Annotated in this window: 22 protein-coding genes; 14 read left to right on the forward strand and 8 right to left on the reverse strand. The window is 64.7% G+C overall.

The annotated features are described in order from the left end of the window. Positions 1-55: 55 nt before the first annotated feature. Together ABIC78_RS13555 and ABIC78_RS13560 are read right to left on the reverse strand one after the other, a co-directional pair. On the reverse strand, positions 56-457 hold the full coding sequence (locus ABIC78_RS13555; protein WP_062787589.1) for an acyl-CoA thioesterase: 402 nt from the start codon (positions 455-457) through the stop codon (positions 56-58). A 2-nt stretch (positions 458-459) separates the two neighbouring features. Beyond that, positions 460-876: a secondary thiamine-phosphate synthase enzyme YjbQ gene (locus ABIC78_RS13560; RefSeq protein ID WP_354490348.1), complete on the reverse strand. Its 417-nt coding sequence runs from the start codon at positions 874-876 to the stop codon at positions 460-462. A gap of 334 nt (positions 877-1,210) precedes the next feature. Here ABIC78_RS13560 and ABIC78_RS13565 point away from each other — a divergent pair, with 334 nt between their 5' ends. Then, a complete protein-coding gene (locus tag ABIC78_RS13565; RefSeq protein WP_354490350.1) occupies positions 1,211-3,484 on the forward strand; it encodes a TonB-dependent receptor in 2,274 nt (757 codons plus the stop codon). 40 nt (positions 3,485-3,524) lie between these two features. On the opposite strand, the gene ABIC78_RS13570 is transcribed toward ABIC78_RS13565, so the two are convergent. The 3 genes from ABIC78_RS13570 to ligK all read right to left on the reverse strand — a co-directional run bounded on the left by ABIC78_RS13570 (position 3,525) and on the right by ligK (position 6,374). Further along, positions 3,525-4,394 carry an amidohydrolase family protein gene (locus ABIC78_RS13570; RefSeq protein WP_171793729.1) on the reverse strand — a complete coding sequence of 290 codons (870 nt, stop codon included), beginning with the start codon at positions 4,392-4,394 and terminating at the stop codon, positions 3,525-3,527. 109 nt (positions 4,395-4,503) lie between these two features. After that, positions 4,504-5,565, reverse strand: coding sequence for a 4-oxalomesaconate tautomerase (locus ABIC78_RS13575; RefSeq protein WP_354490230.1), 1,062 nt, complete (start codon positions 5,563-5,565; stop codon positions 4,504-4,506). 134 nt (positions 5,566-5,699) lie between these two features. Continuing rightward, the gene (gene ligK, locus ABIC78_RS13580) at positions 5,700-6,374 is read right to left on the reverse strand and encodes a 4-carboxy-4-hydroxy-2-oxoadipate aldolase/oxaloacetate decarboxylase (protein ID WP_028657528.1); all 675 of its coding nucleotides are present in this window, start codon (positions 6,372-6,374) and stop codon (positions 5,700-5,702) included. A 123-nt stretch (positions 6,375-6,497) separates the two neighbouring features. Between ligK and ligR the strand changes: the two genes are divergently transcribed. The 10 genes from ligR to ABIC78_RS13630 all read left to right on the forward strand — a co-directional run bounded on the left by ligR (position 6,498) and on the right by ABIC78_RS13630 (position 18,151). After that, entirely contained in the window at positions 6,498-7,664 is a 1,167-nt protein-coding gene (gene ligR / locus ABIC78_RS13585) for an aromatic metabolism transcription factor LigR (RefSeq protein ID WP_354490232.1), read from the forward strand. A gap of 62 nt (positions 7,665-7,726) precedes the next feature. Then, positions 7,727-8,569 carry an NAD(P)-dependent oxidoreductase gene (locus ABIC78_RS13590; protein ID WP_354490234.1) on the forward strand — a complete coding sequence of 281 codons (843 nt, stop codon included), beginning with the start codon at positions 7,727-7,729 and terminating at the stop codon, positions 8,567-8,569. Continuing rightward, positions 8,566-9,591: an amidohydrolase family protein gene (locus ABIC78_RS13595; RefSeq protein ID WP_022677415.1), complete on the forward strand. Its 1,026-nt coding sequence runs from the start codon at positions 8,566-8,568 to the stop codon at positions 9,589-9,591. Before ABIC78_RS13590 ends, ABIC78_RS13595 begins: the two co-directional genes overlap by 4 nt. Then, positions 9,588-10,061, forward strand: a complete 474-nt coding sequence (gene ligA, locus ABIC78_RS13600; protein WP_022677414.1) for a protocatechuate 4,5-dioxygenase subunit alpha — start codon at positions 9,588-9,590, stop codon at positions 10,059-10,061. Before ABIC78_RS13595 ends, ligA begins: the two co-directional genes overlap by 4 nt. 2 nt (positions 10,062-10,063) lie before the next feature. Next, positions 10,064-10,924, forward strand: coding sequence for a class III extradiol dioxygenase subunit beta (locus ABIC78_RS13605; protein WP_169048868.1), 861 nt, complete (start codon positions 10,064-10,066; stop codon positions 10,922-10,924). Between the two features lie 184 nt (positions 10,925-11,108). Further along, positions 11,109-12,053, forward strand: a complete 945-nt coding sequence (locus ABIC78_RS13610) for a Gfo/Idh/MocA family oxidoreductase (RefSeq protein ID WP_022677412.1) — start codon at positions 11,109-11,111, stop codon at positions 12,051-12,053. A gap of 91 nt (positions 12,054-12,144) precedes the next feature. After that, positions 12,145-12,936, forward strand: a complete 792-nt coding sequence (locus ABIC78_RS13615) for a CmcJ/NvfI family oxidoreductase (RefSeq protein WP_354490237.1) — start codon at positions 12,145-12,147, stop codon at positions 12,934-12,936. Between the two features lie 134 nt (positions 12,937-13,070). Beyond that, positions 13,071-15,584 carry a TonB-dependent receptor gene (locus ABIC78_RS13620; RefSeq protein WP_354490239.1) on the forward strand — a complete coding sequence of 838 codons (2,514 nt, stop codon included), beginning with the start codon at positions 13,071-13,073 and terminating at the stop codon, positions 15,582-15,584. A 147-nt stretch (positions 15,585-15,731) separates the two neighbouring features. Further along, entirely contained in the window at positions 15,732-17,228 is a 1,497-nt protein-coding gene (gene nov2, locus ABIC78_RS13625; RefSeq protein WP_354490241.1) for a lignostilbene-alpha,beta-dioxygenase NOV2, read from the forward strand. Then, a complete protein-coding gene (locus ABIC78_RS13630; protein WP_171793724.1) occupies positions 17,225-18,151 on the forward strand; it encodes an NAD(P)H-binding protein in 927 nt (308 codons plus the stop codon). Before nov2 ends, ABIC78_RS13630 begins: the two co-directional genes overlap by 4 nt. Positions 18,152-18,286: 135 nt before the next feature. Here ABIC78_RS13630 and ABIC78_RS13635 read toward each other — a convergent pair whose 3' ends face one another. Continuing rightward, entirely contained in the window at positions 18,287-19,159 is an 873-nt protein-coding gene (locus ABIC78_RS13635; RefSeq protein ID WP_171797243.1) for a dienelactone hydrolase family protein, read from the reverse strand. A gap of 79 nt (positions 19,160-19,238) precedes the next feature. Beyond that, a complete protein-coding gene (locus ABIC78_RS13640; RefSeq protein WP_354490243.1) occupies positions 19,239-20,198 on the reverse strand; it encodes an SDR family oxidoreductase in 960 nt (319 codons plus the stop codon). Between the two features lie 73 nt (positions 20,199-20,271). On the opposite strand from ABIC78_RS13640, the gene ABIC78_RS13645 reads away from it, so the two are divergent. Next, on the forward strand, positions 20,272-20,991 hold the full coding sequence (locus tag ABIC78_RS13645; RefSeq protein ID WP_179562271.1) for a nuclear transport factor 2 family protein: 720 nt from the start codon (positions 20,272-20,274) through the stop codon (positions 20,989-20,991). A gap of 130 nt (positions 20,992-21,121) precedes the next feature. Here the strand turns inward: ABIC78_RS13645 and ABIC78_RS13650 are convergent, their stop codons facing one another. Then, complete coding sequence (locus tag ABIC78_RS13650) at positions 21,122-21,631, reverse strand: MarR family winged helix-turn-helix transcriptional regulator (protein ID WP_168352514.1); 510 nt, start codon at positions 21,629-21,631, stop codon at positions 21,122-21,124. A gap of 245 nt (positions 21,632-21,876) precedes the next feature. Between ABIC78_RS13650 and ABIC78_RS13655 the strand changes: the two genes are divergently transcribed. Continuing rightward, on the forward strand, positions 21,877-24,309 hold the full coding sequence (locus ABIC78_RS13655) for a TonB-dependent receptor (RefSeq protein ID WP_157089016.1): 2,433 nt from the start codon (positions 21,877-21,879) through the stop codon (positions 24,307-24,309). A 151-nt stretch (positions 24,310-24,460) separates the two neighbouring features. Beyond that, the gene (locus ABIC78_RS13660) at positions 24,461-24,871 is read left to right on the forward strand and encodes a nuclear transport factor 2 family protein (RefSeq protein WP_062787565.1); all 411 of its coding nucleotides are present in this window, start codon (positions 24,461-24,463) and stop codon (positions 24,869-24,871) included. The last annotated feature ends 37 nt before the right edge of the window (positions 24,872-24,908 follow it).

A 24,908-nucleotide genomic window follows, 5' to 3' on the forward strand; every position in this document is an offset into this window, starting at 1 on the left:
ATAGATCCAACTTGGCGCTATAATACGCTATTTTACATATTGTTCCAGCAATGCTTTACGCCTGAGAGTAAAAGGGCGCTGCCACTTCTGCAGGAACGCGAACCAGGCGTCCGCTGCTTTTATCGATCAGGGCCCAGGTCGTGCGCGCGCTGACGATCACTTTGCCGGTCGCGTTGGCGAAATCGACGCAGCGGTCGAACCGCGCGCCGTGGGGCGGATCGGGAATGAAGGTGGTGGCCACCACGCTCTCGCCTTGGCCAACATTGCCGCGATAATCGATCTCGTGCCGGGTCACCACCCAGACATAGGCCGCCACGTGTTCCGGTGGCGCCACCGTTTCCCAATGCCGCGTGGCGATCTGTTCCATCCAGCGCACCCACACCGCGTTGTTCACATGGCCCAGCTCGTCGATATGCTCGGGCAGGGCGGTGAACGTGCAAGAAAACCGTGCCGTCATGATCAGGCGCCCACCAGGTGCAGCACGATCTGGCGGCGATGCGCCATGCGGCGATGCTCGCACAGGTAGATGCCTTGCCAGGTGCCAAGCGCGAGCTGCCCACCGACCAGCGGGATCGACAGGCTCACCCCGGTCAGAATGCTTTTCAAATGGGCCGGCATGTCGTCCGGGCCTTCATCGTCGTGGGCATAGGCGGTGCTTTCCGGTGCCAGGCGATCAAGCCAGCGCACGATATCGCCACGCACCTCGCGCGCGGCATTTTCCTGGATGCACAGCGAGGCCGAGGTGTGGCGGCAGAACAGCGTGAGCAGCCCGCTATTCATGCCCTGGGCCGCCACCCACTGCGCGGTTTCGCGGGTGAATTCGTGCAGGCCGGGGCCGGGCGTATGCAGGGTCAGCGTGGTGCTGGCCTGGCGCAGCGGTGCGGCGTGCACCGCGTCGGCGGGGTGAAGGGCTTGGCTCATGACCGCATCAGCCTGGCATGGGGCGCCGACCATGTCACCCGGTTTTGCGCGGTACAATAAAAAATGAGAATCATTATCAACATGGTTGATTATGAAAATCACTCGCAATAAAGCGCTACCCATCCGGACCGGGCGCCGCTGCCCGATCCGAGCAAAGGGGAAAAATTCCATCATGATCAATGCATCCCGGTCTCGTCGCGCGTCACCCATGCCAAGCGGGCACGTGCCTGCCACCTCGCCCTTGCGTCCCGCATTTCTCGCCGCCGGCTGTATCGGCGTGATCGCCGCCATGCCGGCCCAGGCCCAGGATGCCGCGCAAACCGTGCTGGGCGGGGTGACCGTGACCGATACCGCGATCGCGCAAGCTCCGGTCAAGGTAGAGCGGGCGGAATCGCCCAAGTACGTGCGCCCGCTGCTCGATACGCCGCAGACGGTCACCGTGGTCGGCCGCGCGGTGATCGAGGCGCAGAACCTGCTGTCATTGAAAGATGCGCTGTCGATCCTGCCCGGCATTACCTTGGGCGCGGGCGAAGGCGGCGGTGGCTATGGTGACAGCATCAATCTGCGTGGGCAAAGCGCCAACACCGATATCCAGATCGATGGCGTGCGCGACAGCGCGCAGTATTCCCGCAGCGACCTGTTCAATATCGAACAGGTGGAAGTGACCAACGGCGCCAATTCGGTGTTCAGCGGCTCGGGCTCGATCGGCGGAACAGTCAACCTGGTCAGCAAGCGGCCCAAGGACGAAACCAGCACCACTGTGCAGGGCGGGGTGGGCACGGCCAATTACTGGCGCGGCACGGTGGACAGCAACTGGCAGCTGGGCAGCGAGGTCGCCGTGCGGCTTAATGCCATGGGCCACAGCGCCGATGTGCCCGGCCGCGATTTCGAATACAGCCGCCGCTGGGGCGTGGCGCCGTCGGTCAAGTTCGGGCTGACCGGCGATACCAGTTTGACGCTGCTGTATCTGCACCAGCGTGACAAGAATATCCCGCAATATGGCGTGCCCTATTACGCGGTCTATGGCGGCTTGCTGCCCGGCGCCAGCTATGCCGGCTATTACGGATACAAGAACTACGATCGCCAGGAACAGACGGTGGACCAGGCCACCGCCATCCTCGATCACCGCTTTTCCGATGCGGTCTCGATCCGCAATCTGGCACGCTATCAAAAGGTCAAGCAGGATACCTTCGTCGATCCGCCGCAGGGTGCCTGGTGCCTGGCCAACGGCACGCTGGCCAATTCGACCGGCGCGGCCACGGCCTGCTCGTCAACCCAGGCGGCGGGCACCTATTACCCCAGCGGTCCGCGCGGGCTGTTCCGCCTGACCGACACCTCGATCTGGTATGATCAGGTTGATCTTTCCGCCAAGGTCTCCACTTTCGGCCTTGAACATACCCTGGCACTGGGCGCGGCATACTCGCAGGAAGATTATGACGTCGATTCCGGCAACGGGTTGCGCAATGCCAATGGCACCACGCCCACACTCGATGCGATCAACATCGCCAATCCCAATGCGATCTATACCGGGCCGGTAAACTACATCACCACCGCCATTGCCCATGGCTCCACCCGCAACATCGCGCTCTATGCGTTTGACGCGGTCAAGCTGGGCGGCGGGTTCGAAGTGAATGGCGGCATTCGCTGGGAAAACAACCGCGCCCGCTATCGCAGCGACACCGTGGCGGTCAGCGGCGCGGTGACCACCGGTGCGCCGCAGAACAACACCGACGACTTGTTCAGCTATCGCCTGGGCCTGGTCTACAAGCCGGTGGCCAACGCCAGCCTCTATGTCGCTTACGGCAACAGCAAGACACCGGCCTCGTCCACCGTGCGCAGCGGTTGTGGCGTGACCAGCACGACTCTGCTGGGCGACCCCTGTAACGTGGCCCCGCAAACCGCCGTCAATTTCGAATTGGGCGGCAAGGTCGATCTGGCGCAGGGCAAGCTGCAACTGACCGCCTCGGTGTTCCGCAACGAGCGCACCAACTATCCCGTCGCCGCCAACGATCCGCTGGTCGGCACCACCAACGTGCTCGATGGGCGCAGCCAGGTCGATGGCGTGTCGCTCGGCCTGTCGGGCAAGATCACGCCCGCCTGGACGATCTTTGCCAACGCCATGTACCTTGATGGCGTGATCAAGCAGTCGATCTCGAATTACTGCAAGAACCACTTGGGCGCCACGCAGACGCTGCCCACGGGCGGCACCGTCACGTGCCCAACCAGCGATGTCCAGGCCGGCAACCCGGTGACCAACACGCCACGCTGGTCGGGCAGTCTCTACACCAGCTATCACCTGCCGTTCGGGCTGGAGGTGGGCTATGGCCTCACCTACCAGGGCAGCTGGTATCTCACCAATTCCACCGGCGCGCCGATGTACAAGGCGCCGTCATACCTCACCCACCGCATTTCGCTGGGCTACAAGCTGGACAACGGCCTTTCGGCCCAGATCAACGTGCAGAACCTGACCGACGAGAAGTACTACACGTCGATCCGCAACAATGGCTGGGCCGTGCCGGGTGAGGGGCGCTCGGCCGTGCTCACCCTGGGCTATGCATTCTGACCCACAAGAAAGGGGGCGATCATCTCGCCCCCTTCGTTGCTCAGTCCGCCCAATAGAGCTTGGTTGGATTGTCGATCAACAGCTTGCGCTGCAATTCCTCGGTCGGTGCGATGCGCGGGATCATGTCGACCAGATGCCCGTCATCGGGAATGGCATCCTGCATGTTGGGATGCGGCCAGTCGGTGCCCCACAGCACCCGGTCCTGATAGTCCGCCACCAGCGGCGCCACCGCATCGGCAAAGGCATTCCACGGATCACCCGATGGGTCGAGCCGGTCGGGGCAGGTCGCCTTGAACCAGATATCGGGCCGCGAATCGAGGAACGCGCGGAACGCCTTCATGTCGGCCCCGTCCGGCCCTTGCGTCACATCGGGCCGGCCCATGTGGTCGATCACCAAGGGCACGGGAATGGCGTCCATGAACGGGCGCAGTTCCTCCAGGATATCGGCCTCGAAATAGATCACCACGTGCCAGCCCTTGGGCAGGCGCTTGGCCACGTCCAGGAACTTGTCCTTGGGCGCATCATCCACCAGCCGCTTCAAGAAATTGAAGCGGATGCCACGGATGCCGCCCACGTGCAGCGCGGCGAGATCAGCCTCGGAAATCGCCGGATCGACCACGGCGACGCCGCGCGCTTTCCCGTTGCTCTTGGCAATGGCGTCGAGCGTCGCTGCATTGTCGGTGCCATGGCAGCTCGCCTGCACGATCACGTTCTTGGCAAAGCCCAGATGATCGCGCAGCGCAAACAGCATGTCCGGCCCGGCGTCTTCGGGCAGGTACTTGGCCTTGGCGCTGAACGGAAACTGCGCCATCGGGCCAAACACATGGCAGTGCGCATCGATCGCGCCGGCCGGCGGCGTATAGCGCGGCTTCGACGGGTTGCCGTGCCAGGAAATGATACGGTCGGTCATGGTCTTGTCCTTGAAAACCGGGCCTCGACACGCTCAGCCCGAACGGCAACCTATTGGAAATCTCGCACGCCGTGCGCCCTGAGCCTGTCGCAGGGCGAGAAGCACATGTTCACCCGAACACCACCCCATCCATCAGCTTGCGTGCGGTGCGCAGCAGGGCGGCGGTCTTGACCGCGCCGCTCTCGTCCACCTCCAGCACGCAGCTCATTTCGCCGGTGGGATGCTCCACCGACAGGGTCTTGCGGCTGCCTTCGCCCACCTGCGCCACCTCGGCCGCTGGCGAGCCTTCGAGCAGGCAGGCCGTCGCCACCGACACTGCGCCCAGCACGCCGATCGTGGCATGCGCACGATGCGGGATGAAGCTGCGCACGGTCACCGCGCCACCGTGCCTGGGCGGGGCCACCAGCATCATCTTGGGCACCGACTTTTCCTTCACGTCGCCCAGGTTCATCAGCGGGCCCACTTCCAGCCGGATCGCCTCGATCCGCGCCTTGAGGTCGGTCGCATTGTCCAGCCATTCGCGGTCTTCATAGCCGGTGATGCCCACGTCTTCGGCCTTCATCACCACGCAGGGCATGCCATTGTCGATCAGCGTCACGGCCACGCCCTGGATCGTATCGGCCACGTTGCCGGTGGGCAGCAGCGCCCCGCACGAGGAACCGGCGGTATCGCGAAATTCCAGCGGCACCGGGGCATGGGTGCCCGGCACGCCATCGATCGCGGCCTCGCCGGCATAGCTGACCGCGCCGCCCGGCGTCTGCACGGTCGCCACGGCCACTTGCCCGGTGTTTTCCATGAAGATCGCCACGCGAGTTTCATCGCCGGCGGCCGCCACCAGCCTGCGCTCGATCGCGAACGGGCCAACGCCTGCCAGGATATTGCCGCAGTTCTGCGCGTCAGTCACGATCGCCTGGTCGACGAAGACCTGCAGGAACAGGTAATCGACATCGATCCCCTCGCGCGTGGACTTGCTCACCACGGCCACCTTGCTGGTCAGCGGATCGGCGCCGCCCATCCCGTCGATCTGGCGCGGATCGGGCGAGCCCATCACCGCCAGCAGAAAGGCATCGCGCGCCGCCACGTCGGTGGGCAGATCGCTCTTGAGGAAATAGCCGCCCTTCGACGTGCCGCCGCGCATCCACATGCAGGGGGCGGAAAAACCGGTGGTCATGAACAACACTCCTGCCGTCAATGCTCCCCCTCCTCTTCAGAGGAGGGGTCGGGGGGTGGTGGAAATCTGGCGTCAGGCCCCGCACCACCCCCAATCCCTCCTCTGAAGAGGAGGGGGCTAGTTGCGTTAAAGCCTCAAACGTACTTCAAGCCTTCCTTCTCCAGCCGCTCGCGCATCTTGTACATGTCGAGGCCAAGCACGCCGTTGGCCAGCTTCTCGCGCTTTTCGCCTTCGTTGGCTTCGCGGGCCTGCGCGGCTTTCAGTACTTCTGCGGCCTTGGCGCGCGGCACCACCACCACGCCATCGTCGTCGGCCACGATCACGTCGCCCGGGTTTACCGCGCAATTGGCGCAGACCACCGGCACGTTGACGCTGCCCAGCGTGTTCTTGACCGTCCCTTGCGCATAGATTGCCTTGGACCACACCGGGAACTGCATCTCGGTCAGGTCGCGCACGTCGCGCACCCCGGCATCGATGACCAGGCCGCGGCAGCCGCGCGCCTGGGCCGAGGTGGCGAGCAGGTCACCGAAATAGCCGTCTTCGCAGGGCGAGGTCGGGGCCAGCAGCAGGATATCGCCGGCCTGCAGCTGTTCGATCGCGACATGGACCATCCAGTTGTCGCCCGGAGGGGCGCTGATCGTCACGGCCGATCCGGCGATGCGCGCGCCGCGATAGATCGGGCGCATATAGCTGGCGAGCAGGCCGGTGCGGCCCTGCGCTTCGTGCACGGTGGCCACGCCACAGGCGGCCAGGCCGTCGATCACGGCGGGATCGGCCCGTTCGATGTTCTGCACGACGATACCCGACATGGCGCTTGTCTCCCTATGATGGCTGGCCGGTTCGGCACGGATGGCCTGCATTTGGAACCGGGGGCGGAAAGCGCCAAATGCAATGTTTGGCATGTGCCATAAGGAAATGCTAAGTCTGGATGGATGGCCCGTCCCGACCCCGCGCTCAACATTCGTCACTTCGCCGCCTTTGCCGCCACCGTGCGCCATGGCAGCGTGACCCGCGCCGCGCGTGCGGTAAACCTGACGCAGCCCGCGCTGACCCAGGCCATCGCCCGGCTCGAGGCAGACCTGGGCTGTCTGCTGTTCGAACGCGGGGCGGGGGGCATGACCGCGACCGAGCCGGCGCTGCTGCTGGCGCCGCGGGCCGAGGCGGCGATCGAGCAGATCGGCTCCCCCCGCGTCACCGGCACGCAGGTGCGCGCGTTCCTCGCCCTGGCGCGCGCCGGGTCCTATGCCGGGGCGGCGCAGGATACCGGGCTGTCCGCCGCGTCGCTGCACCGCGCCGTGGCGGATCTCGGCGTGGCGCTGGGTCAGCGGCTGATCGACCGGCGCGGGCGCACCGTGCTGCTCACCCCGGCCGGCGCCCGCCGCGCGCGCGGCTTTGGCTTGGCCATGGCCGAATTGCGCAGCGGCCTGGCCGAAGTGGCGGCGTGGCAGGGCAAGGCAGCCGGCCGCGTGGTGATCGGCGCCATGCCGCTGTCGCGCGCGCGCTGGCTGCCCGAAACGCTGCTGCGCTTTGCCGCCGCCTATCCCGGTGTCGACGTGGCCGTGGTCGAAGGCAGCCATGCCGAACTGGTCGGGCCGCTGCGCGATGGCGAAATCGACTTCATGCTCGGCGCCCTGCGCGAAACCACCGCACTCGATGATCTGGAGCAGGAGGCCGTGTTCGAGGATCGCCCCGCGCTGGTCATGCGTGCCGGCCATCCGCTCGCCGATCCGGCCCAGTCGCTCGATCCGGCCGCCCTGCAGCACTATCCGTGGATATTGCCTGGCGGCGATACCCCGCTGCGCCATTATTGGGAGGCGATGATGCAGGCCGCCACCGGCGCGCCGCCGCCGCATGTCGGCATCGAATGTGGCTCGGTGCTCACCGTGCGGCAATTGCTGGTGGGGTCTGATGCGCTCACCCTGCTCAGCCCGGCGCAATTGGCGGTAGAGCTGGACGTGGGCCTGCTGGCGGCGCGGCCCACCCCGGTGCCGGTGCGGCGCACGATCGGGATGACGCACCGCGCGCTGTGGCGGCCCACCGCGCCGCAGGCCGCGTTCGTCGCCCTGCTGCGCGAAGTGGCGATGAAAGGTTTCGCATAAATTTATGGCCACCGCGCTCTTTGCATTTGTATGCGTTGCACAAGGGCCGCAACAGGTGCGCCATGGAGAGAACACTTGCCCTGATCGGGTTCGGCGAAGCCGGATCGACCTTTGCCAAGGCCGCTGGCTGGGAATCCCAGGCCAGCGCGTTTGACATCGATCCCGCCCGCCACGCCGCCATGGAAGAAGCCGGGGTGATGGCCGCCGCCACCGCCGACAGCGCCCTGGGCGGCGCCGGCCTGGTGCTCAGCCTGGTGACGGCCGATAGCGCGCTGCCCGTCGCGCAGGAACATGCCGCCATGCTCGCCCCCGGCGCGCTGTTTTGCGACATGAACTCGGTCGCTCCCGATACCAAGCGCGCTGCCGCCCGGGCGGTGGAAGCGGCCGGGGCGCGCTATGTCGATGTGGCGGTGCTGGCCCCGGTCAATCCCGCGCGGCTCAAGGTGCCGCTGCTGGTCTCCGGCCCGGCCGCGCCCGACGCTGCCGCCGCGCTGCAAGAGGCTGGCTTTACCAATGTGCGCGTGGTGGGCGATGACGTGGGCCGCGCCAGCGCGATCAAGATGATCCGCTCGATCATGGTCAAGGGTGTCGAGGCACTCACCGCCGAGATGATGCTGGCCGCCACCCGCGCCGGCGTGGTCGAAGAGGTGCTGTCCTCGCTCGACGCCAGCGAGAAGGGTGACAGCTGGTTCACCCGCGCCGCCTACAATATCGAGCGGATGACCACCCACGGCCTGCGCCGCGCGGCCGAGATGGAGGAATCCGCCAAGACCCTGATCGGCCTTGGCGTCGAGCCGCTGATGACCACCGGCACCGTCGCGCGCCAGCGCAGCCAGGCCGGCCACACCATCCCGTTTGAAAGCAAAACGCCTATGGCAGCCAACACCAAGGAACCGGCGGAATGACCATGATCATCGATTGCCACGGCCACTATACCGTGCTGCCCAAGGCGCACGACGCCTGGCGCGAGGCGCAGAAGGCCGCGTTCAAGGCGGGCGAGCCCGCGCCGCCCTATCCCGACATTTCCGATGACGACATCCGCGAGACGATCGAAGCCAACCAGCTGCGCCTGATCAAGGAACGCGGCGCGGACATGACGATCTTTTCGCCCCGCGCCAGCGCCATGGCCCCCCACGTTGGCGACCAGAGCGTGGCCGTGCCCTGGGCCCAGGCCTGCAACAACCTGATCGCGCGGGTCGTGGCGCTCTACCCGGAAACCTTTGCCGGCGTGTGCATGCTGCCCCAGTCGCCCGAGGCAGACATGACCAGCTCGATCGCCGAGTTGGAGCGCTGCGTGACGCAGCTGGGCTTCATCGGCTGCAATCTCAATCCCGATCCGGGCGGCGGGCATTTCAAGCATCCGCCGCTGACGGATGAATTCTGGTTCCCCTTCTATGAAAAGATGGTGGAGCTTGATGTGCCGGCGATGATCCACGTCTCGGGCAGCTGCAACCCGGCGATGCACGCCACCGGCGCCTATTATATCGCGGCCGATACCATCGCGTTCATGCAGCTGCTGGAAGGCGATCTGTTCAGCCGCTTCCCCACGCTGCGCTTCATCATCCCGCATGGCGGCGGCGCGGTGCCCTATCACTGGGGGCGCTATCGCGGCCTGGCCGACATGCTGAAAAAGCCGGCACTCGACGGGCACCTGATGAACAACGTGTTCTTCGATACCTGCGTCTATCACCAGCCCGGCGTGAACCTGCTGGCCGAGGTGATCGAGACCAAGAACATCCTGTTCGGTTCGGAAATGGTCGGCGCTGTGCGTGGCATCGATCCCCAGACCGGCCACTATTTCGACGATACCAAGCGCTATGTCGATGCGCTGAACATTTCCGACGCGCAGCGCCACGCGATCTTCGAAGGCAATGCCCGCCGCGTGTTCCCGCGCCTTGACGAGAAGCTGAAGGAGAGAGGCCTGTGACCACCACCAAGGGCGCGCCGGACGCCAAGCCGCGCGATATTCATGCCTATCTGGCCGAATTTGACGATATCCCCGGCACCCGCGTCTATACCGCCGCGCGGGCGCGCAAGGGCTATCATATCAACCAGTTCGCGATGAGCCTGATGAAGGCCGAAAACCGCGCGCGGTTCAAGGCTGATGAGCGCGCCTATCTCGATGAATGGCAGATCAGCGAGGAAGGCAAGCAGGCGCTTTTGGCGCGTGATTATAACACGCTGCTCGACATGGGCGGCAACGTCTATTTCCTCTCCAAGCTGTTCTCGTCCGATGGCCTGCCCTTTGCCGAGGCGGTGTCGACGATGACCGACATGACCTGGCCGGAATACCGCCAGATGATGCTGGAAGGCGGCCGCTCGCCCGAAGGCAATCGCTCGATCAAGGAAAACCTGGCCGCCGCCGCGCGGGCCCAGGAAACCGGGAAGGACAACTGACCATGGCGCGGATTACCGCAGGCGTCGGTTCCAGCCACGTGCCCCTGCTGGGCGTGGCGGTGGACCAGGGCAAGACGGGTGACGATTATTTCGGCCCGATCTTTGCCGGCTATGAATGGACCCGGCAGTGGGAAAAGGAACAGAAGCCGGATGTGATCATCCTGGTCTACAACGACCATGCTTCGGCCTTTGACATGAAGATCGTGCCCACGTTCGCGATCGGCTGTGGCGAACGCTACAAGCCGGCCGATGAAGGCTGGGGCCCGCGCCAGGTGCCCGAAGTGGAAGGGCATCCCGATCTGGCCTGGCACATCGCGCAGAGCCTGATCCTCGATGAATTCGACATGACGATCATCAACGAGATGGACGTGGACCACGGCCTGACCGTGCCGCTGTCGATGATGTTCGGCCAGCCCCAGGCCTGGCCGGCCAAGGTCATCCCGCTGGCCGTCAATGTCGTGACCTATCCGGTGCCATCGGGCAACCGCTGCTGGGCGCTGGGCGAGGCGATCAAGCGCGCAGTGGAAAGCTTCCCCGAAGACCTCAACGTGCAGATCTGGGGCACCGGCGGCATGAGCCACCAGCTCCAGGGCAAGCGCGCCGGCCTGCTCAACCGCGAGTGGGACAACAAGTTCATGGACCTGCTGGTGGGCGATACCGACGCCGCGCGCTGGATTCCGCACATCGAATACCTGCGTGAAACCGGCTCGGAAGGGATCGAGATGGTCATGTGGCTGATCATGCGCGGCGCGCTGGGTGACAAGACCCGCCTGCTGCACAAGCATTACCATATTCCCTGCTCCAACACCGCGATCGGGCACCTCGTGCTCGAACCGGTCGAAGAAGAAACCGTGCCGGCCTAAGCCAGGCTCGCCATAATCCCCCCTCCCGCGCGCAGGAGGGGCCGGGGGAGGGCATGTTCCAGTGCGCTCCCCCAAGCCACGTTTCCAGGAGGGATGAGCAATCCCTCCCCCACCCCCTCCCGCCAGCGGGAGGGGAGATTGCAGAGCCCCTGCCCACGCGGGGCGCTTAACAGGAGTTACCCCCATGCGTATTGCCCTGGTCGGTGCCGGCGCCTTCGGCGAAAAGCACCTCGACGGCCTCAAGAATATCGATGGCGTCGAAATCGTTTCGGTGATCAGCCGCCGCGCCGATCAGGCTGCGGCCGTGGCGGCCAAGTATGGCGCGCGCCATTCCGGCACCGAACTGGAAGAAGCGCTGGCACTGCCCGATGTCGATGCGGTGATCCTGTGCACGCCCACGCAGATGCATGCCGAGCAGGCGATCGCCTGCATGAACGCGGGCAAGCACGTCCAGGTGGAAATCCCCCTCGCCGATAGCTGGGCCGATGCCGAAGCGGTGGTGGCCAAGCAGAAGGAAACCGGGCTGGTCTGCATGGTCGGCCACACCCGCCGCTTCAACCCTTCGCACCAGTACGTGCACAACAAGATCAAGGCCGGCGAATTCAACGTCCAGCAGATGGACGTGCAGACCTATTTCTTCCGCCGCAAGAACATCAACGCCAAGGGCGAAGCGCGCTCGTGGACCGATCACCTGCTGTGGCACCATGCGGCGCACACGGTGGACCTGTTCGCCTACCAGGCCGGCAAGATCGTCAAGGCCAATGCCGTCGAAGGGCCGATCCACCCGGAACTGGGCATCGCCATGGATATGTCGATCCAGCTCAAGAGCGAAAGCGGCGCGATCTGCACGCTCTCGCTCTCGTTCAACAACGACGGCCCGCTCGGCACGTTCTTCCGCTATATCGGTGACACCGCCACCTATATCGCGCGCTACGATGATCTGGTGAACGGCAAGGAAGAGCCGATCGATGTCAGCCATGTCGATGTGTCGATGAACGGCATCGAGTTGCAGGACCGCGAATTCGTCGCCGCGATCCGCGAAGGGCGCGAACCCAACAGCTCGGTAGGCAAGGTGCTCGATTGCTATCGGGTGTTGGGCGAACTGGAAAAGCAGCTCGCTGCCGGTTAAGCTACAAGATCAGGCCCGCCCATCGTGGCGGGCCTTTTTTGTTGGGGCCACGGCGCAATCATGGCGCCGGGCCTTGGGAAAGGATGCAAGGATGGAAGCGGTAATCGCCTATTCCGGGCGCGGCCTGGCGCGTCCGCGCTATTACGCCAATGCCCATGACCGCGACCAAGTCGAGATCGCGCCGCTGGCCATGCCTATCCGCGACGCGCGCGGGCGCGGCACCAGCCTCGACGTTGAAGGCTTTGAACTGGTGCGCGATCGCAGCGCGGTGACCGACTTTGCCGATCGCGCGCAGGTTGCAGCCATCCACGTTCCCGAAATCGCCGGGCTGATCAAGGACTTGACTGGGGCCAGCCGGGTGGAGGTGACCGGCGCTGGGCTCTTGCGCTTTTCCGAACGCTCGGGCCGGGCCGGCAGCCTCGACAATTCGATGCCCGCACGCTTTGCCCATATCGACGTGTCGCCTGCCACGGCCCTGTCGATGACCCAGCGCCTGGCGGCCGGGCGCCCGCATGCGCGCGTGGCGCAATACAACGTGTGGCGCGCGCTCTCCGCCCCGCCGCAGGATGTGCCGCTGGCGCTGTGCGATGCGCGCAGCCTGTCCCCGGCAGACTGCATCGTCGCCGATGCCATCTTCGATCCGCCCGACGGCGCGCCGGAATGGTCGTTCGAAAGCTATGTGATCGCGGCAAATCCCGCGCATCGCTGGAACTGGTTTTCCAACCTCACCGCCGATGAAGCGATCGTGTTCAAGACCTTCGACAGCGATCCACGCCGCGCCACCCATGTGCCGCACGTCGCTTTCGATCTGCCCGGCTGCCCCACCGATGCGCCGCCGCGCGTCAGCATCGAAATGCGCGCCACTGCCTTCTGGGAGGTGTGAGGCGAGGCACTTGTGCAACAGTTATGAATTATAATCGTCCTACTGTTATTTCGCATTGCTGAACGTTTCGCATATGTGATACCTAAGATTTCAGACCGGAACCATCCGGCTGCTATCCTTGGGAGGATACCGAAATGGCGTTTTCACGCTGCGATCTGCTGTGCTCGGCAGCCGCTTTGCTGTCGCTCGTCGCCACCCCCGCGCTGGCCCAGTCAGCGCCCGAAACCCCGCAAAAACCCGCCGAAACGGCCGGCAACACCACGCCTGAAATCGTCGTGACGGCGCAGTTCCGCAACCAAAAGTTGCAGGATACGCCGCTGGCCATCACCGCCGTCAACGGTGCCATGTTGGCCGCGCGCGGGCAGACCAACATTTCCGAAGTGGCGGCGCAAACCCCCAACGTGACGCTGGCCCCGCAAAACCAGTACCTTGGCCCCGGCATCATCGCCTTCATCCGCGGCGTCGGGCAGTCTGACCCCAACTTTGCCCTGGAACCGGGCGTGGGCATGTACGTGGACGATGTCTATCTTCCCACGCTGACCGGCTCGCTGCTCGATCTGATGGACCTCGACCGCGTCGAAGTGCTGCGCGGGCCGCAGGGCACGCTGGCCGGGCGCAACTCGCTGGGCGGGTCGATCAAGCTCTATGGCGTCAAGCCCAAGGGTGACAATTCCGGTTCGTTCGAAGCCACCTATGGCAGCTATCATCGCGTTGATCTGCGTGGACATTTCGATCTCAAGCTGACCGACAACCTGGCCATGCGCGTCTCGGGCGTGAGCAAGAACCGCGATGGCTATGTCAAGATTCTCGACTACGCGCTGACCCATCCGGGCACCAATGTGCCGACGATGGCCACCGGCGCCAATCCCCAGGTCGGCACGCTGGGCGGCACCAGCTTTGCCGCCGGCAAGGTGGCGCTGCGCTGGACGCCCGACGCCAATGTCGAGGTCAACGTGTCGGCCGACTATACGCGCGAGCGTGACGAGCCGGGCGCTTCGGTGCTGATCTATGGCAACAACATCGCCCAGTTCGCCGGATCGCCGGTGACCAAGGACCCCAACCGCGCCTGGCTCTATGGCACCAATGGCGCGCCGATCCCGCTCGATTGCCGCTTCGTGCCCAATGGCCGCAACAGCTGCGACACGCTCAGCGGCTATGACAAGCGCTATGTCAGCTATGCCACGTTCTATGATGCGGCGCGGCCCGATCACCAGGTGCCGTACAAGCCCCTGGCGCTCAACCGCCATTCCAACCTCGATAACTATGGCTTTGCCGGCACGATCGACTGGACGCTTGGGCCCAGCCTGGCGCTGAAATCGATCACTGCCTATCGCCACTATGATTCCGACTGGTCGTTTGCCGAAAGCGCGCCGGTCGTGCCCTCGATGCTCAACCAGGCGCAGAGCAATTCGCAGTGGAGCCAGGAACTGCGCCTGACCGGCAAGGCGCTGAACAACACGCTCGATTTCGTGCTGGGCGGGTTCTATTTCCACGCCAAGGGCATGTTCACCGGCCGCATCGACCTGAACTATGCCGGCATCGATTTCCTGCACGGCCCCGATCCCACGCCGGCCACAAACAAGGCGGTCTTTGCCAATGCCAGCTGGAAGCCGTTCGAAGCGTTCACGCTGACCGGGGGCCTGCGCGAATCGTGGGACCACAAGGAATATGGCTATGTTCGCCACAATCCCGATGGCTCCACCATCCAGCCGTGCACCGGCTATCCGTTTGGCGTGAACCAGCCGCCCAACTGCGCGCTCGCCGCGCTCAACGGGCTGTACAAGACCTTCGATGCCTCGCGCCTCGATTGGCGCGTGGCGGCCGACTATCGCGTCTCGCCCCAGTTGATGACCTATGCCCAGGTTTCCACCGGCTATCGTTCGGGCGGCGTCAACCCGCGTCCGTTCTATCCCAGCCAGGTGGAGGATTTCCGGCCCGAGACGATCACGGCCTATGAAGTTGGCTTCAAATCGGACCTGTTCGATCGCCGCCTGCGCTTCAACGTTTCGGCATTCTTCAACGATTACAAGAACATCATTCTGACGGTGCTGAATTGCCCGAACACCGCCGGGTTCCCGACCACGCCCTGCCTCCAGCCCAAGAACGTGGGTTCTGCCCATGTGAAGGGGATCGAGGTGGAAACGACCATCCGCCCGATCGACCACCTGTCGATCGATGGCTCGCTCTCGTGGCTCAAGTTCAAGTATACCACGGTCGATACTGCCAACACTGGCGTGACGGCCAGCATGGTGCCGCCTTATACGCCGGAATGGAAATGGAACGCCGGGCTTTCCTATGACATTCCCAACGTGCTCAAGGGCCTGGTCACCGTGCGCCTGGACGGCAGCTACCAGTCGCACATCTATGTCGATCCCACCAATGTCGATACCGCGCCGATCCCTGCCGCCACGCCCAGCCCGCTGGCATTCCAGACTGCAACCAACCGGATCGACGACTATTTCCTGGCCAACGCCCGCGTGACCTGGAAAAGCGATGCCGATACCTGGTCGGTCAGCGCCGAAGTGCGCAACCTGACCAACAAGTACTACTTCACGTCGATGACGGCCAATTTCGGCCCGATCGGCACCAGCGCCGGTGCGCCGGGGCTGCCGCGCACCTGGGCGGTGACGGTGAAACGCAACTTCTGATCAAGCGTTACCGAAATGTGCCGGCCTGACGGCGCATGCTGGGCCTCCTTCCCATCCGGGAAGGAGGCCTTTTGTTTGGCCGAATGCTCTTGAAAACCGGGCGTCGCGTGGTAGAACAATTCTAACAATTGATAACGTGAGGATGCCATGGGCGACTTTCCGCCAACCCCCTATTTCATCGGGCTGAACGCGCCCGTGGGCACTGAACTGGCGCTCGAAGGGCTGCCCGTCGAAGGCACCTTGCCCCCCGAGGTGCGCGGCGCCTTTTTCCGCGCCGTGCCCGATCCGGCCTTTGCGCCCAAGTTTGCCGACGATCACACCCTGTCGGGCGATGGCATGATCAGCCGCGTGCGGTTCAACGCCGATGGCACGGCCGATTATGCCATCCGCTTTGTCGAAACCGCGCGTCACCAGGCGGAAAAGGCGGCGGGCCGTGCGCGCTTTGGCCGCTATCGCAATCCCTTTACCGACGATCCCGATATGGCCGGGGTGGATCGCACCGTGGCCAACACCACCCCGGTGTGGCACGCCGGGCGGCTGTTGATGACCAAGGAAGACGGGCGGCCCTATCGCATCGATCCGCACACGCTCGATACGCTGGGTTCGTTCGATTTCGATGGCCTGCTCAAGTCCGAAACGATGACCGCGCACGTGCGCATCGATCCTGATAGCGGCGACCTCTATTTCTATGGCTACGAGGCCGATGGCCTGGCCTCTACCAAGGTGGCCTATGCCCGCGTGGGGGCCGATGGCGCGCTCAAGTCGGAACAGTGGTTCGATGCGCCCTATTGCGCGATGATGCATGATTTCACCATTTCGCGGAACTGGGCGCTGTTCCCGGTCTATCCGACCACGGCCGAGCTGGAGCGGATGCAGGCCGGCGGCGAACACTGGCACCACGAGCAGGGCCTGGAATCGTGGCTGGGCGTGATGCCGCGCGATGGCGATGTGAAGGACATCAAGTGGTTCCAGGGGCCCAAGGGGGTCTATTGCTATCACATGATGAACGCCTGGGAGGATGCCGAGGGGCTGCTGCATTTCGACCAGTGCCTGTCGAGCAGCAATGCCTTTGCCTTTATCCGCGAGCCGGCCGGCCTGTTCCTGCAACCCTGGGAGATTACCGGCGGCCTCACCCGCTGGACGGTCGATCCGCGTGGGCCGGCTGGCCCGGTCACGGAAACGGTGATCGGCCCGCCGGGCGATTTTCCGATCATTCCGGCCAAGAGCCAGGGCCGTCCCTATAAGACGGGGTGGATGCTGACGATGAACCCCGATCGGCGCGGGCCGCCGGTGATGGGCGGGCCGGTGCTGGGCATGTTCGATATGCTGGTGCGGCTGGACGGGATGGACACCGCCAGCCCGCAGATCACCCAGGCCCTGCCGATGGAGCCGGGCTGGTGCTATAATGAGCCGGTGCACGTGCCCAGCGCCACACCGGGCCACGATGGCTGGCTGGTGACCATGGTGGACCACCAGATCGGCGAAGATGCGTTCGAGCATTTTGCCTGGGTGATCGATGCCGGCAACCTGGGGGCAGGGCCGGTGGCGACGGTGCAGATCCCCACCCGCCTGCGCCCGCAGGTGCATGGCTGGTGGGTGCCCCAGGCACAGCTCGATGCCGTGCGCACAGGCGTGGCGGCATGACCCGGATCGTCATCACCGGCGCATCGGGCAACTATGGTCGCGGCGTCGCCGATGCCCTGGTGGCGATGGGCCGCGCCGCAGACCTGATCCTGATCACGCGCAAGCCCGACAAGCTGGCTGCGCGCGCAGCGCAGGGCTGCGTGGTACGGCAGGGCGATTTCGATCATCCCGCCACGCTGCCCGCGGCCATGGCCGGCGGCGATGTGCTGCTGCTGATTTCGGGCACGCGCGTCGGTGCGCGGGTGGTGCAGCATCAGGCGGCGATCGATGCGGCCGTGGCGGCCGGTATCCGCCACATCGTCTATACCAGTTTCATCGGCATCGATGATCCGGCCAACCCGGCCGAAGTGCGGCACGACCATATCGAGACCGAACGCCTGATCCGCGCCTCGGGTTGCGCCTTCACGTTCCTGCGCGACGCGCATTATGCCGACGCGATGCTGCTGATGGCCGGGCCACAGGTGATGCAAAGCGGCGCCTGGTATGCCAATGCCGGCAATGGGCGCGAGGCGATGGTCTGGCGCGACGATTGCATTGCCAGCGCGGTGGCCGTGCTCACCACCCCGGGCCACGAAAACCAGATCTACAACATCACCGGGCCACACCTCGAAACCTTTGCCGAGGTGGCCGCGATGATGGCGGAGGTGACCGGCTGCCCGGTGGCCTACCACGATCTGAGTGACGAAGCGCAGTATGCGCTGTTTGACAGCCTGGGCATTCCGCGCCGCCCGGTGGACGATCAGACCGTGGCCGGCGTGCCGTGGAACAGCGACGACATGGTCACCTTCGGCCGCGCCATCCGCGAGGGCTTCCTGGAAATCTGCACTGACGACGTGGAGCGCCTGACCGGCCGCCCGGCGCGATCGACGCGCGAGATGGTGGAGGCCAACGTGGCCATGCTGCGCGCGGCGGCGGGGAAGTAGGGGGCGGGGCCCCTCCACCAGCCTGCGGCTGGTCCCCCTCCCCACGTTGTGGGGAGGAGCTTGGCAATCCTCCCCATCCGTGATGGGGAGGGGGACTGCCCGCGCAGCGGGTGGTGGAGGGGCTTGGACCTTAGATCACAGCGCCTTGGCGTAGAGCGCGAGCAGCTTGCTCCAGACCTTTTCGGCCTGGATCTTGTCATAGACCGGCGCGTCAATCGTGCACCAGCCGTGCTGGGCGGGATAGACTGCCACGTCAGCCGGGCGGTCTGCCGCGGCGGCTGCGTCCTTGAGGGCGGTCTTGTCGCCAGGGGCGCGGGCATCGTCGTTTTGCGCGATGGCAAAGATGAACGAGGCCTGCGTCTGGCCGAGCAGCTTGTGCGGGCTTTGCGCGGTATCGTTGACCAGGTTGGCGCCGTGGCACGACACCGCCGCGCCAATGCGGGCGGGCCGGGCATAGGCGGCAAACACGGTGTAGGGGCCGCCCATGCAATAGCCCTGGGTGCCGATCTTGTGCGCGGTATCGACCTGCGGCTGGCGATCGAGCCAGTCGACATAGCTGCCGGCATCGGCCTGGATCTTTTCAGGCGTCAGCGCCTGGATCATCGGCTGCAGCTTTTGCTGGCCTTCGGGCGTGCGCCAGGCGGCGAAATCGGGCAGCACCGGCGCCGGGCTGTTGCGGTAATAGTGGTTGATCGCCAGCACGGCAAAGCCCGCTGCAGCGAGGCGCGTCGCCATGGTCTGATAGGCTTCACGCAGGCCGGCGATATCGGGCCAGAGCAGCACGGCCGGGTGCTTGCCCTTGGCCGGATAGACGAAAAAGCCATCGGCGGTGCCGTCAGCGGTTTCGATCGTGACCGGGCGCGACTCCGTGGCAAGGCCGGCAGGCGCTGCTGCCACGCAGCCCGGCGCGATCGCCAGGGTGGCGGCGCCAGCGCCAATGGCGGCGAATTGCCGGCGGTTGATCGCCAGCCACTGGGCGTTGTCGTCTTCGGTCAAGCTGTCGCACATGGCGCGTCTCTCCAGAACCTGTTCCCCGTCCGCGCGTGGTCTAGCGCAGACCGGCGGGGAAGCGGTATCGGTATTTGGTTCAGGTCAGATCGGCGAGGCCCACCGCGATGCCGGCTTTGGCCTGGGCCATGGCAGCGCGGCGCAGGCGTTCGATTTCGAGCCGGGCGGGCGGCGCCACTTCGTCGGGCAGCGCGGCCAGGCTGGCTTCGTAGATCTCGCGAAAATCGTCGGCGAATTCGGGGTGGGTCAGGATCAGGCCATCGCCGCGCGCCATGCCGGCAAAGACCTTTTGCCCCACTTCATACGGGTCCATGCCGGCCTCGAACGCGGTGCCGAACTGGCGCAGCTCCGCCTCGCTCACCGGGGCAAAGCCGCTCTGGCCGAATGCATCGGGGCGCTTGAGTGCGCTGTCCCAGGCATTGGTGCGGGTCAGCGCGGGGCAGCACAAGGCGCAGCCGATGCCATGCGGCGCCAGATTATAGCGCAGCGATTCGGTCAAGCCGCGCACGGCAAACTTGCTGGCGGTATAGATCCCCGCCTGCGGGCCGGGCAGGAAGGCGGCCATGCTGGCGATATTGACCACGCTGCGCTTGCCGCTGGCCGCCTTGATCGCGGGCAGGGCGGCGACCAGGCCATTGGCCACGCCGCCAAAGTTGACGCCCATGATCCAGTCGTAATCGGCATGGCTGGCTTCGTCGGTGTTGCCGAACACGCTCACGCCGGCATTGTTGACCAGCACATGCAGCGCGCCGAAATGCGCCACCGTCTGCGCCACGACCTCGGCCCAGCGGGCGCGGTCGGTCACGTCGAGTGGCAGGAACAGCGGCGCCGGCCGGCCCTCGGCGGCGAATTGCGCGGCCACGGCGGTGCGCTGCGCCTCGTTGCGATAGGTCAGCGCCAGCGCCAGGCCGGCGTCGCTGAACGCGCGGGCCACGCCCAGGCCGATGCCGGTGCCTGCGCCGGTGATGAGCGCCACCTGCCCGGCCCAACCATCCGCCTGGCCGCCGGCCTGACCGACTGCGTTGTCTTGCGCTTGCATGGGTTTTTCCTCTCGCCTTCCATGTTATAATCGTTAGTGTTGCATACTAACAAAGAGAATGGGAGAGCCTATCGTGAGCGACCTGGAACAGCGCCTTGCCGCCCTGGAAACGCGGGTGACACAGATCGAGGATGTCAACGCCATCCGCCGCCTGCAATGGGCCTATGGCTATTACATCGACTATAACCGGCCCGAGGAAGTGGCCGGGCTGTTTGCCCGCGATGGCGCGGTGGTGTTCCTGTCGGGCGAATACCGCGGCTATGAAGGGATCATGCGCCTTTATGGCACCTGGTTCCAGAACCTGTTCACCGGCGGGCGGCGCGGGCCGGTCAAAGGCCTGCTGCTCGACCATTTCCAGTTGCAGGACGTGATCACCGTGGCGCCCGATGGGCAGACCGCCAAGGGCCGCTTCCGTGGCATCCTCGCCGGCGGCTGGCACGATGCGATCTTGGATGCCAAGCCCGAAGGCATGCCGCAGCAATTCTGGGAATCGGGCATTTACGAAAACGATTACGTCAAGGAAGACGGCGTCTGGAAGATCAAGCGGCTGGACTACATGATGCAGTGGCAGGCCGATTATGAAACCGGCTGGGCCAAGACCACGGCCCACCTGCAGCCGGCTGTGATGTGCTATCCCGAAAATCCGATCGGGCCTGATGTGATACTGCCCGAAACGCAGGTGCGCGAGACCTGGCCGCACCGCCAGGAAGTGCCGATGAGCTTTGCCCACCCGGTGCTGGCCGCCGCCTTTGCTGTGGGCGATTTCGCGCCAATGCAGAAGAAGTGGCCCTGAGCGATGCACTAGCGGGACCCCGGATCAAGTCCGGGGTGACGAAAAAAGAGAACCAATCTATCAACTTACTGTCACCCCGGACTTGATCCGGGGTCCCGCTTCCTTCGGTGCGGCAAGTGCGGTCGTGGTGTCAGCCGTCGCTAACGCCTTCCCACTGCGTCATCCGCGCCAGCAGGCGGCCGGCGGCGCGGCGGAAGGCGGCGCGGTCGCGCGCGTTGAAATCGGCGAACAGCTGGCGACTCACCTGGGCCATGGCCGGCACGGTGCGATCGAACATGGCCTGGCCGGCCGCGCTAAGGCGGAAGGGTTTGCGCCGACGGTTGCGCAGGTCTTCGCCCGGTTCGACCAGGCCTTTTTGGTGCAGCGCAACAAGCGCGCGGCTGACGTTCATCGGCGGCACGCCCATGATCTCTGACAGCTCGTGCCCGGCCATTTCGCCTTCCCCGCCCAGCGCCAGGATGATGCGCAGATCGGTGGGCGCCAGGTCCAGCGGCTCAGCCACGCCGGTGCGCATGGGATTGGAAACAAAGGTGGCAAGTTTCAACAGGTCCACCAGCAGGGCGGCATCTTCGTCCACGCCATCCATGGCGTTGCGGGGTGGTTCGGCGGGGGCTGCTGGCGGCGGCGTGCGGCTGGTCATGGCACTTACTATGACAACCTTGGCAAGCGCGGCAAGGGGCCGCATGAATTGCTGCGCCGCACGGTAAACGGCCCGGATTTCTGCGGGTTTTTCCGGCGCGGCACGCGATAGGGCTTGTTGTTGGATTGCATCAGATGTTATTATCCGGGTGCGGCTGAAAACGCCCTCTTGCGCTCTGCTAATTAGTATGCCTAACTAACAAACAGAACGAGGCTCGATAACGGGCCGATCCAGGAGAGGGGCTTATGGCCAGCATGATTCCCAACACGCATTTGGTGCGGCTTTTTGCCGCCGGCAGCGCTACTGCCATGGCATTGGCCCTCGGCGCTGCGGCGCACGCTGCAGAGCCGGCACCCCAGGCCCAGGCACCAGCGCCGCAGGCCGCGTCGCCCCAGGGGGATGCGCAGGCCGCCGCCGCTGGCGATGACCAGGGCATCCGCGAAATCGTGGTGACCGCGCAGTTCCGCAACCAGCGCCTGCAGGATACGCCGCTGTCGATCACTGCGGTCGACGCCGGGCTGCTCGCCGCGCGCAACCAGACCGATATCTCGCAGATCGCCGCGCAGGCGCCCAACGTGCAGCTCACGCAGATGGGCGGCGCCTATGGCTCGTCGATGGCGGCCTACATTCGCGGTATCGGCCAGGCTGACTTCAACCCCGCCTATGAACCGGGCGTGGGCATCTATGTCGACGATGTCTATTATGCCACGCTGACCGGCTCGGTGATGGACCTGCTCGATCTTGAGCGGGTGGAAGTGCTGCGCGGGCCACAGGGTACGTTGACCGGGCGCAACTCCATCGGTGGCGCGATCAAGATGTTCTCGGTCAAGCCGCAGCCCGGCGATTCCGGCCAGATCGAAGCGGTCTATGGCGCGCGCAACCGCGTCGATCTTCGTGGCAGCCTCAACTTCCAGCTGGCCGATGGGCTCTATGCCCGCGTGTCGGGCGTGTACAAGCGCCAGGACGGCTATGTCGACGTGGTCGATTATGGCTGCGCGCACCCCGGCAACAGCCTGGGCCTGACGGCTGGGGCCAACGTGCCAACCAACTGCGTCACCGGCAAGCTGGGCGAAAAGAACTATTCGGGCCTGCGCGGATCATTGCGCTACAACCCCAATGATCGCATCGATTGGGTCGTCACCGGCGACTATACCTACGAAAACCGCTCCAACGCGGCCGGCGTGGTGACGGTGGACGATACCACCAAGACCGACGGCATCAATTTCATGTGCGGCCCGCGCTGCACCTATGCCAGCTGGTACATGGGGGCCGGCGGTCAGGCAGCGCAAAGCTATTCGATGCCGCGCAACACCGTGTTCAGCGGCTGGGGCGTTTCCAGCAACCTCACCGTGGGCCTGACCGACGATCTCAAGCTGGTGTCGATCACCGCCTATCGCAAATACAAGCAGACGTTCGGCACCGACGACGATTTCACCCCCGATCCGAACATTGCCGGCGCCGGCTACAACGACTTGCGCTTCCACTTCTTCAGCCAGGAACTGCGCCTCAACGGCAAGATCGGCGATCTGGCGGACTGGACGGTCGGCGGGTTCTACAACGACCAGACCTCGGTCTACTTCACGCGGCAAGACATCCGCTACATCGGCCATGGCGCGCCGTTCCTGTTCCTGCAATTCCAGGGCAACGACCCGGTCAACGCCAACAGCAAGGCCGCGTTCGGCACGCTGATCCTGCACCCGGCGCCGGGCCTCAACGTCACCGGTGGCCTGCGCTATACCAAGGAGCACAAGGACTATACCTTCGTGCGCCAGAACTGGGCCGGCGGCCCGCTGGTCGATCCGTTCGGCGTGGGCGCGCTCAATGGCTCGGTCGCCAACTACAATGGCAGCAAGCTGGACTGGCGCCTGTCGGTTGACTATCGCTTCAATCCGCAGCTGCTGGCCTATGCCACGGTCAGCACCGGCTTCAAGGGCGGTGGCGTGACGGCGCGGCCGTTCACCAAGAACCAGGCGGTCAACGGCACGTTCACGCCCGAAACGCTCACTGCGTATGAAATCGGCATCAAGTCTGACCTGTTCGATCGCAAGGTGCGCTTCAACCTTTCGGGCTTTGTGAACGATTACAAGAATATCCAGCTTAACCTCGCCGATTGTTCGGTGCTTGACGGGTTCCCGATCGGTACCGATCCGTTCCCGTGCGCCGCGGTGGGCAATGCTGGCGACGGCAAGATGTGGGGCGCTGAAGCGGAATTGACCGCACGCCCGGTCGAAGGGCTGGACATCGACGCCACGCTGAGCTGGATCGACGGCGAATGGAAGCGCCTGGGGCCGACGGTGGGCCAGTCCATCCAGCTGCAGGATCCGATCGTTACCCCGCACTGGCGCGGCAGTCTGGGCATCCAGTACCGCATCCCGGTGGAAGGCCATGGCTCGCTCACCCCGCGGTTTGACCTTGCCTATACCGGCAAGCAGAACATCGGCCGCCTCACGCCCACCAGCGCGCTGGACTACAACCCGGCCTTTGCCCTGGGCAACGCGCGCCTGACGTGGCGGAACGAGAAGGAAGACCTCACCGTCGCGTTCGAAGTGCAGAACGTGTTCAACAAGTACTACTACCTGCCGATCCGCTTCTCGGCGCTCTATGCCTCGGCTGGCACGGTTTACAGCAATGTGGGCCGTCCGCGCGAATGGGCGCTGAGTGTCGCCAAGAAGTTCTGATCGCTTTTCCGGTCATGAGGGGAAAGGGGCAGCCTTTGCGGGCTGCCCCTTTTCGTTTGGTAGATGAAACGCACGGATTGTGCTTGCCCTGACCGTATCATTTGTTAGCGTTGACGAAAGGCCGAATCCGGCCAGGCCAGGGGAGAGACCGATGCTCGATCGCGCCGGCTATGAACGCTATCTCGCCGCGTTCAACGCCAGGGACTATGACGGCGTTGCCGATTTCTATGTCGATCCACCGCGCATGGAATTCTTCGGCATTGTCATCACCACCCGGGAAGAGCTCAAGGCATTCTATGCCTGGCTGCATTCCTGCGTGAAGGAAACCGTTTCGATCCATAACTTTGCCGCCAGTGAGACGGCAACTGCGGTGGATGCGATCGTGCGGATCGAAGCGCTGCGCGACCTGACGCGCGACGAACTGGACGCCAAGGGCGCAACCGGCTTCTTTCCCATCCGCGCGGGCGAGGTCCAGGAAATCCGCCAGTTCATCTTCTATACCACGCGTCAGGGGCGGATCGAAAAAGTGGAATGCGCTTTGCCACCGCCGCTTGCCGCCTGAACCATTTGGCCTGCCGCGTTCGATCAAAGGAATTGTC

Source organism: Novosphingobium sp. 1529 (assembly GCF_040544855.1).
GTDB classification, from domain to species: Bacteria; Pseudomonadota; Alphaproteobacteria; order Sphingomonadales; family Sphingomonadaceae; genus Novosphingobium; species Novosphingobium capsulatum.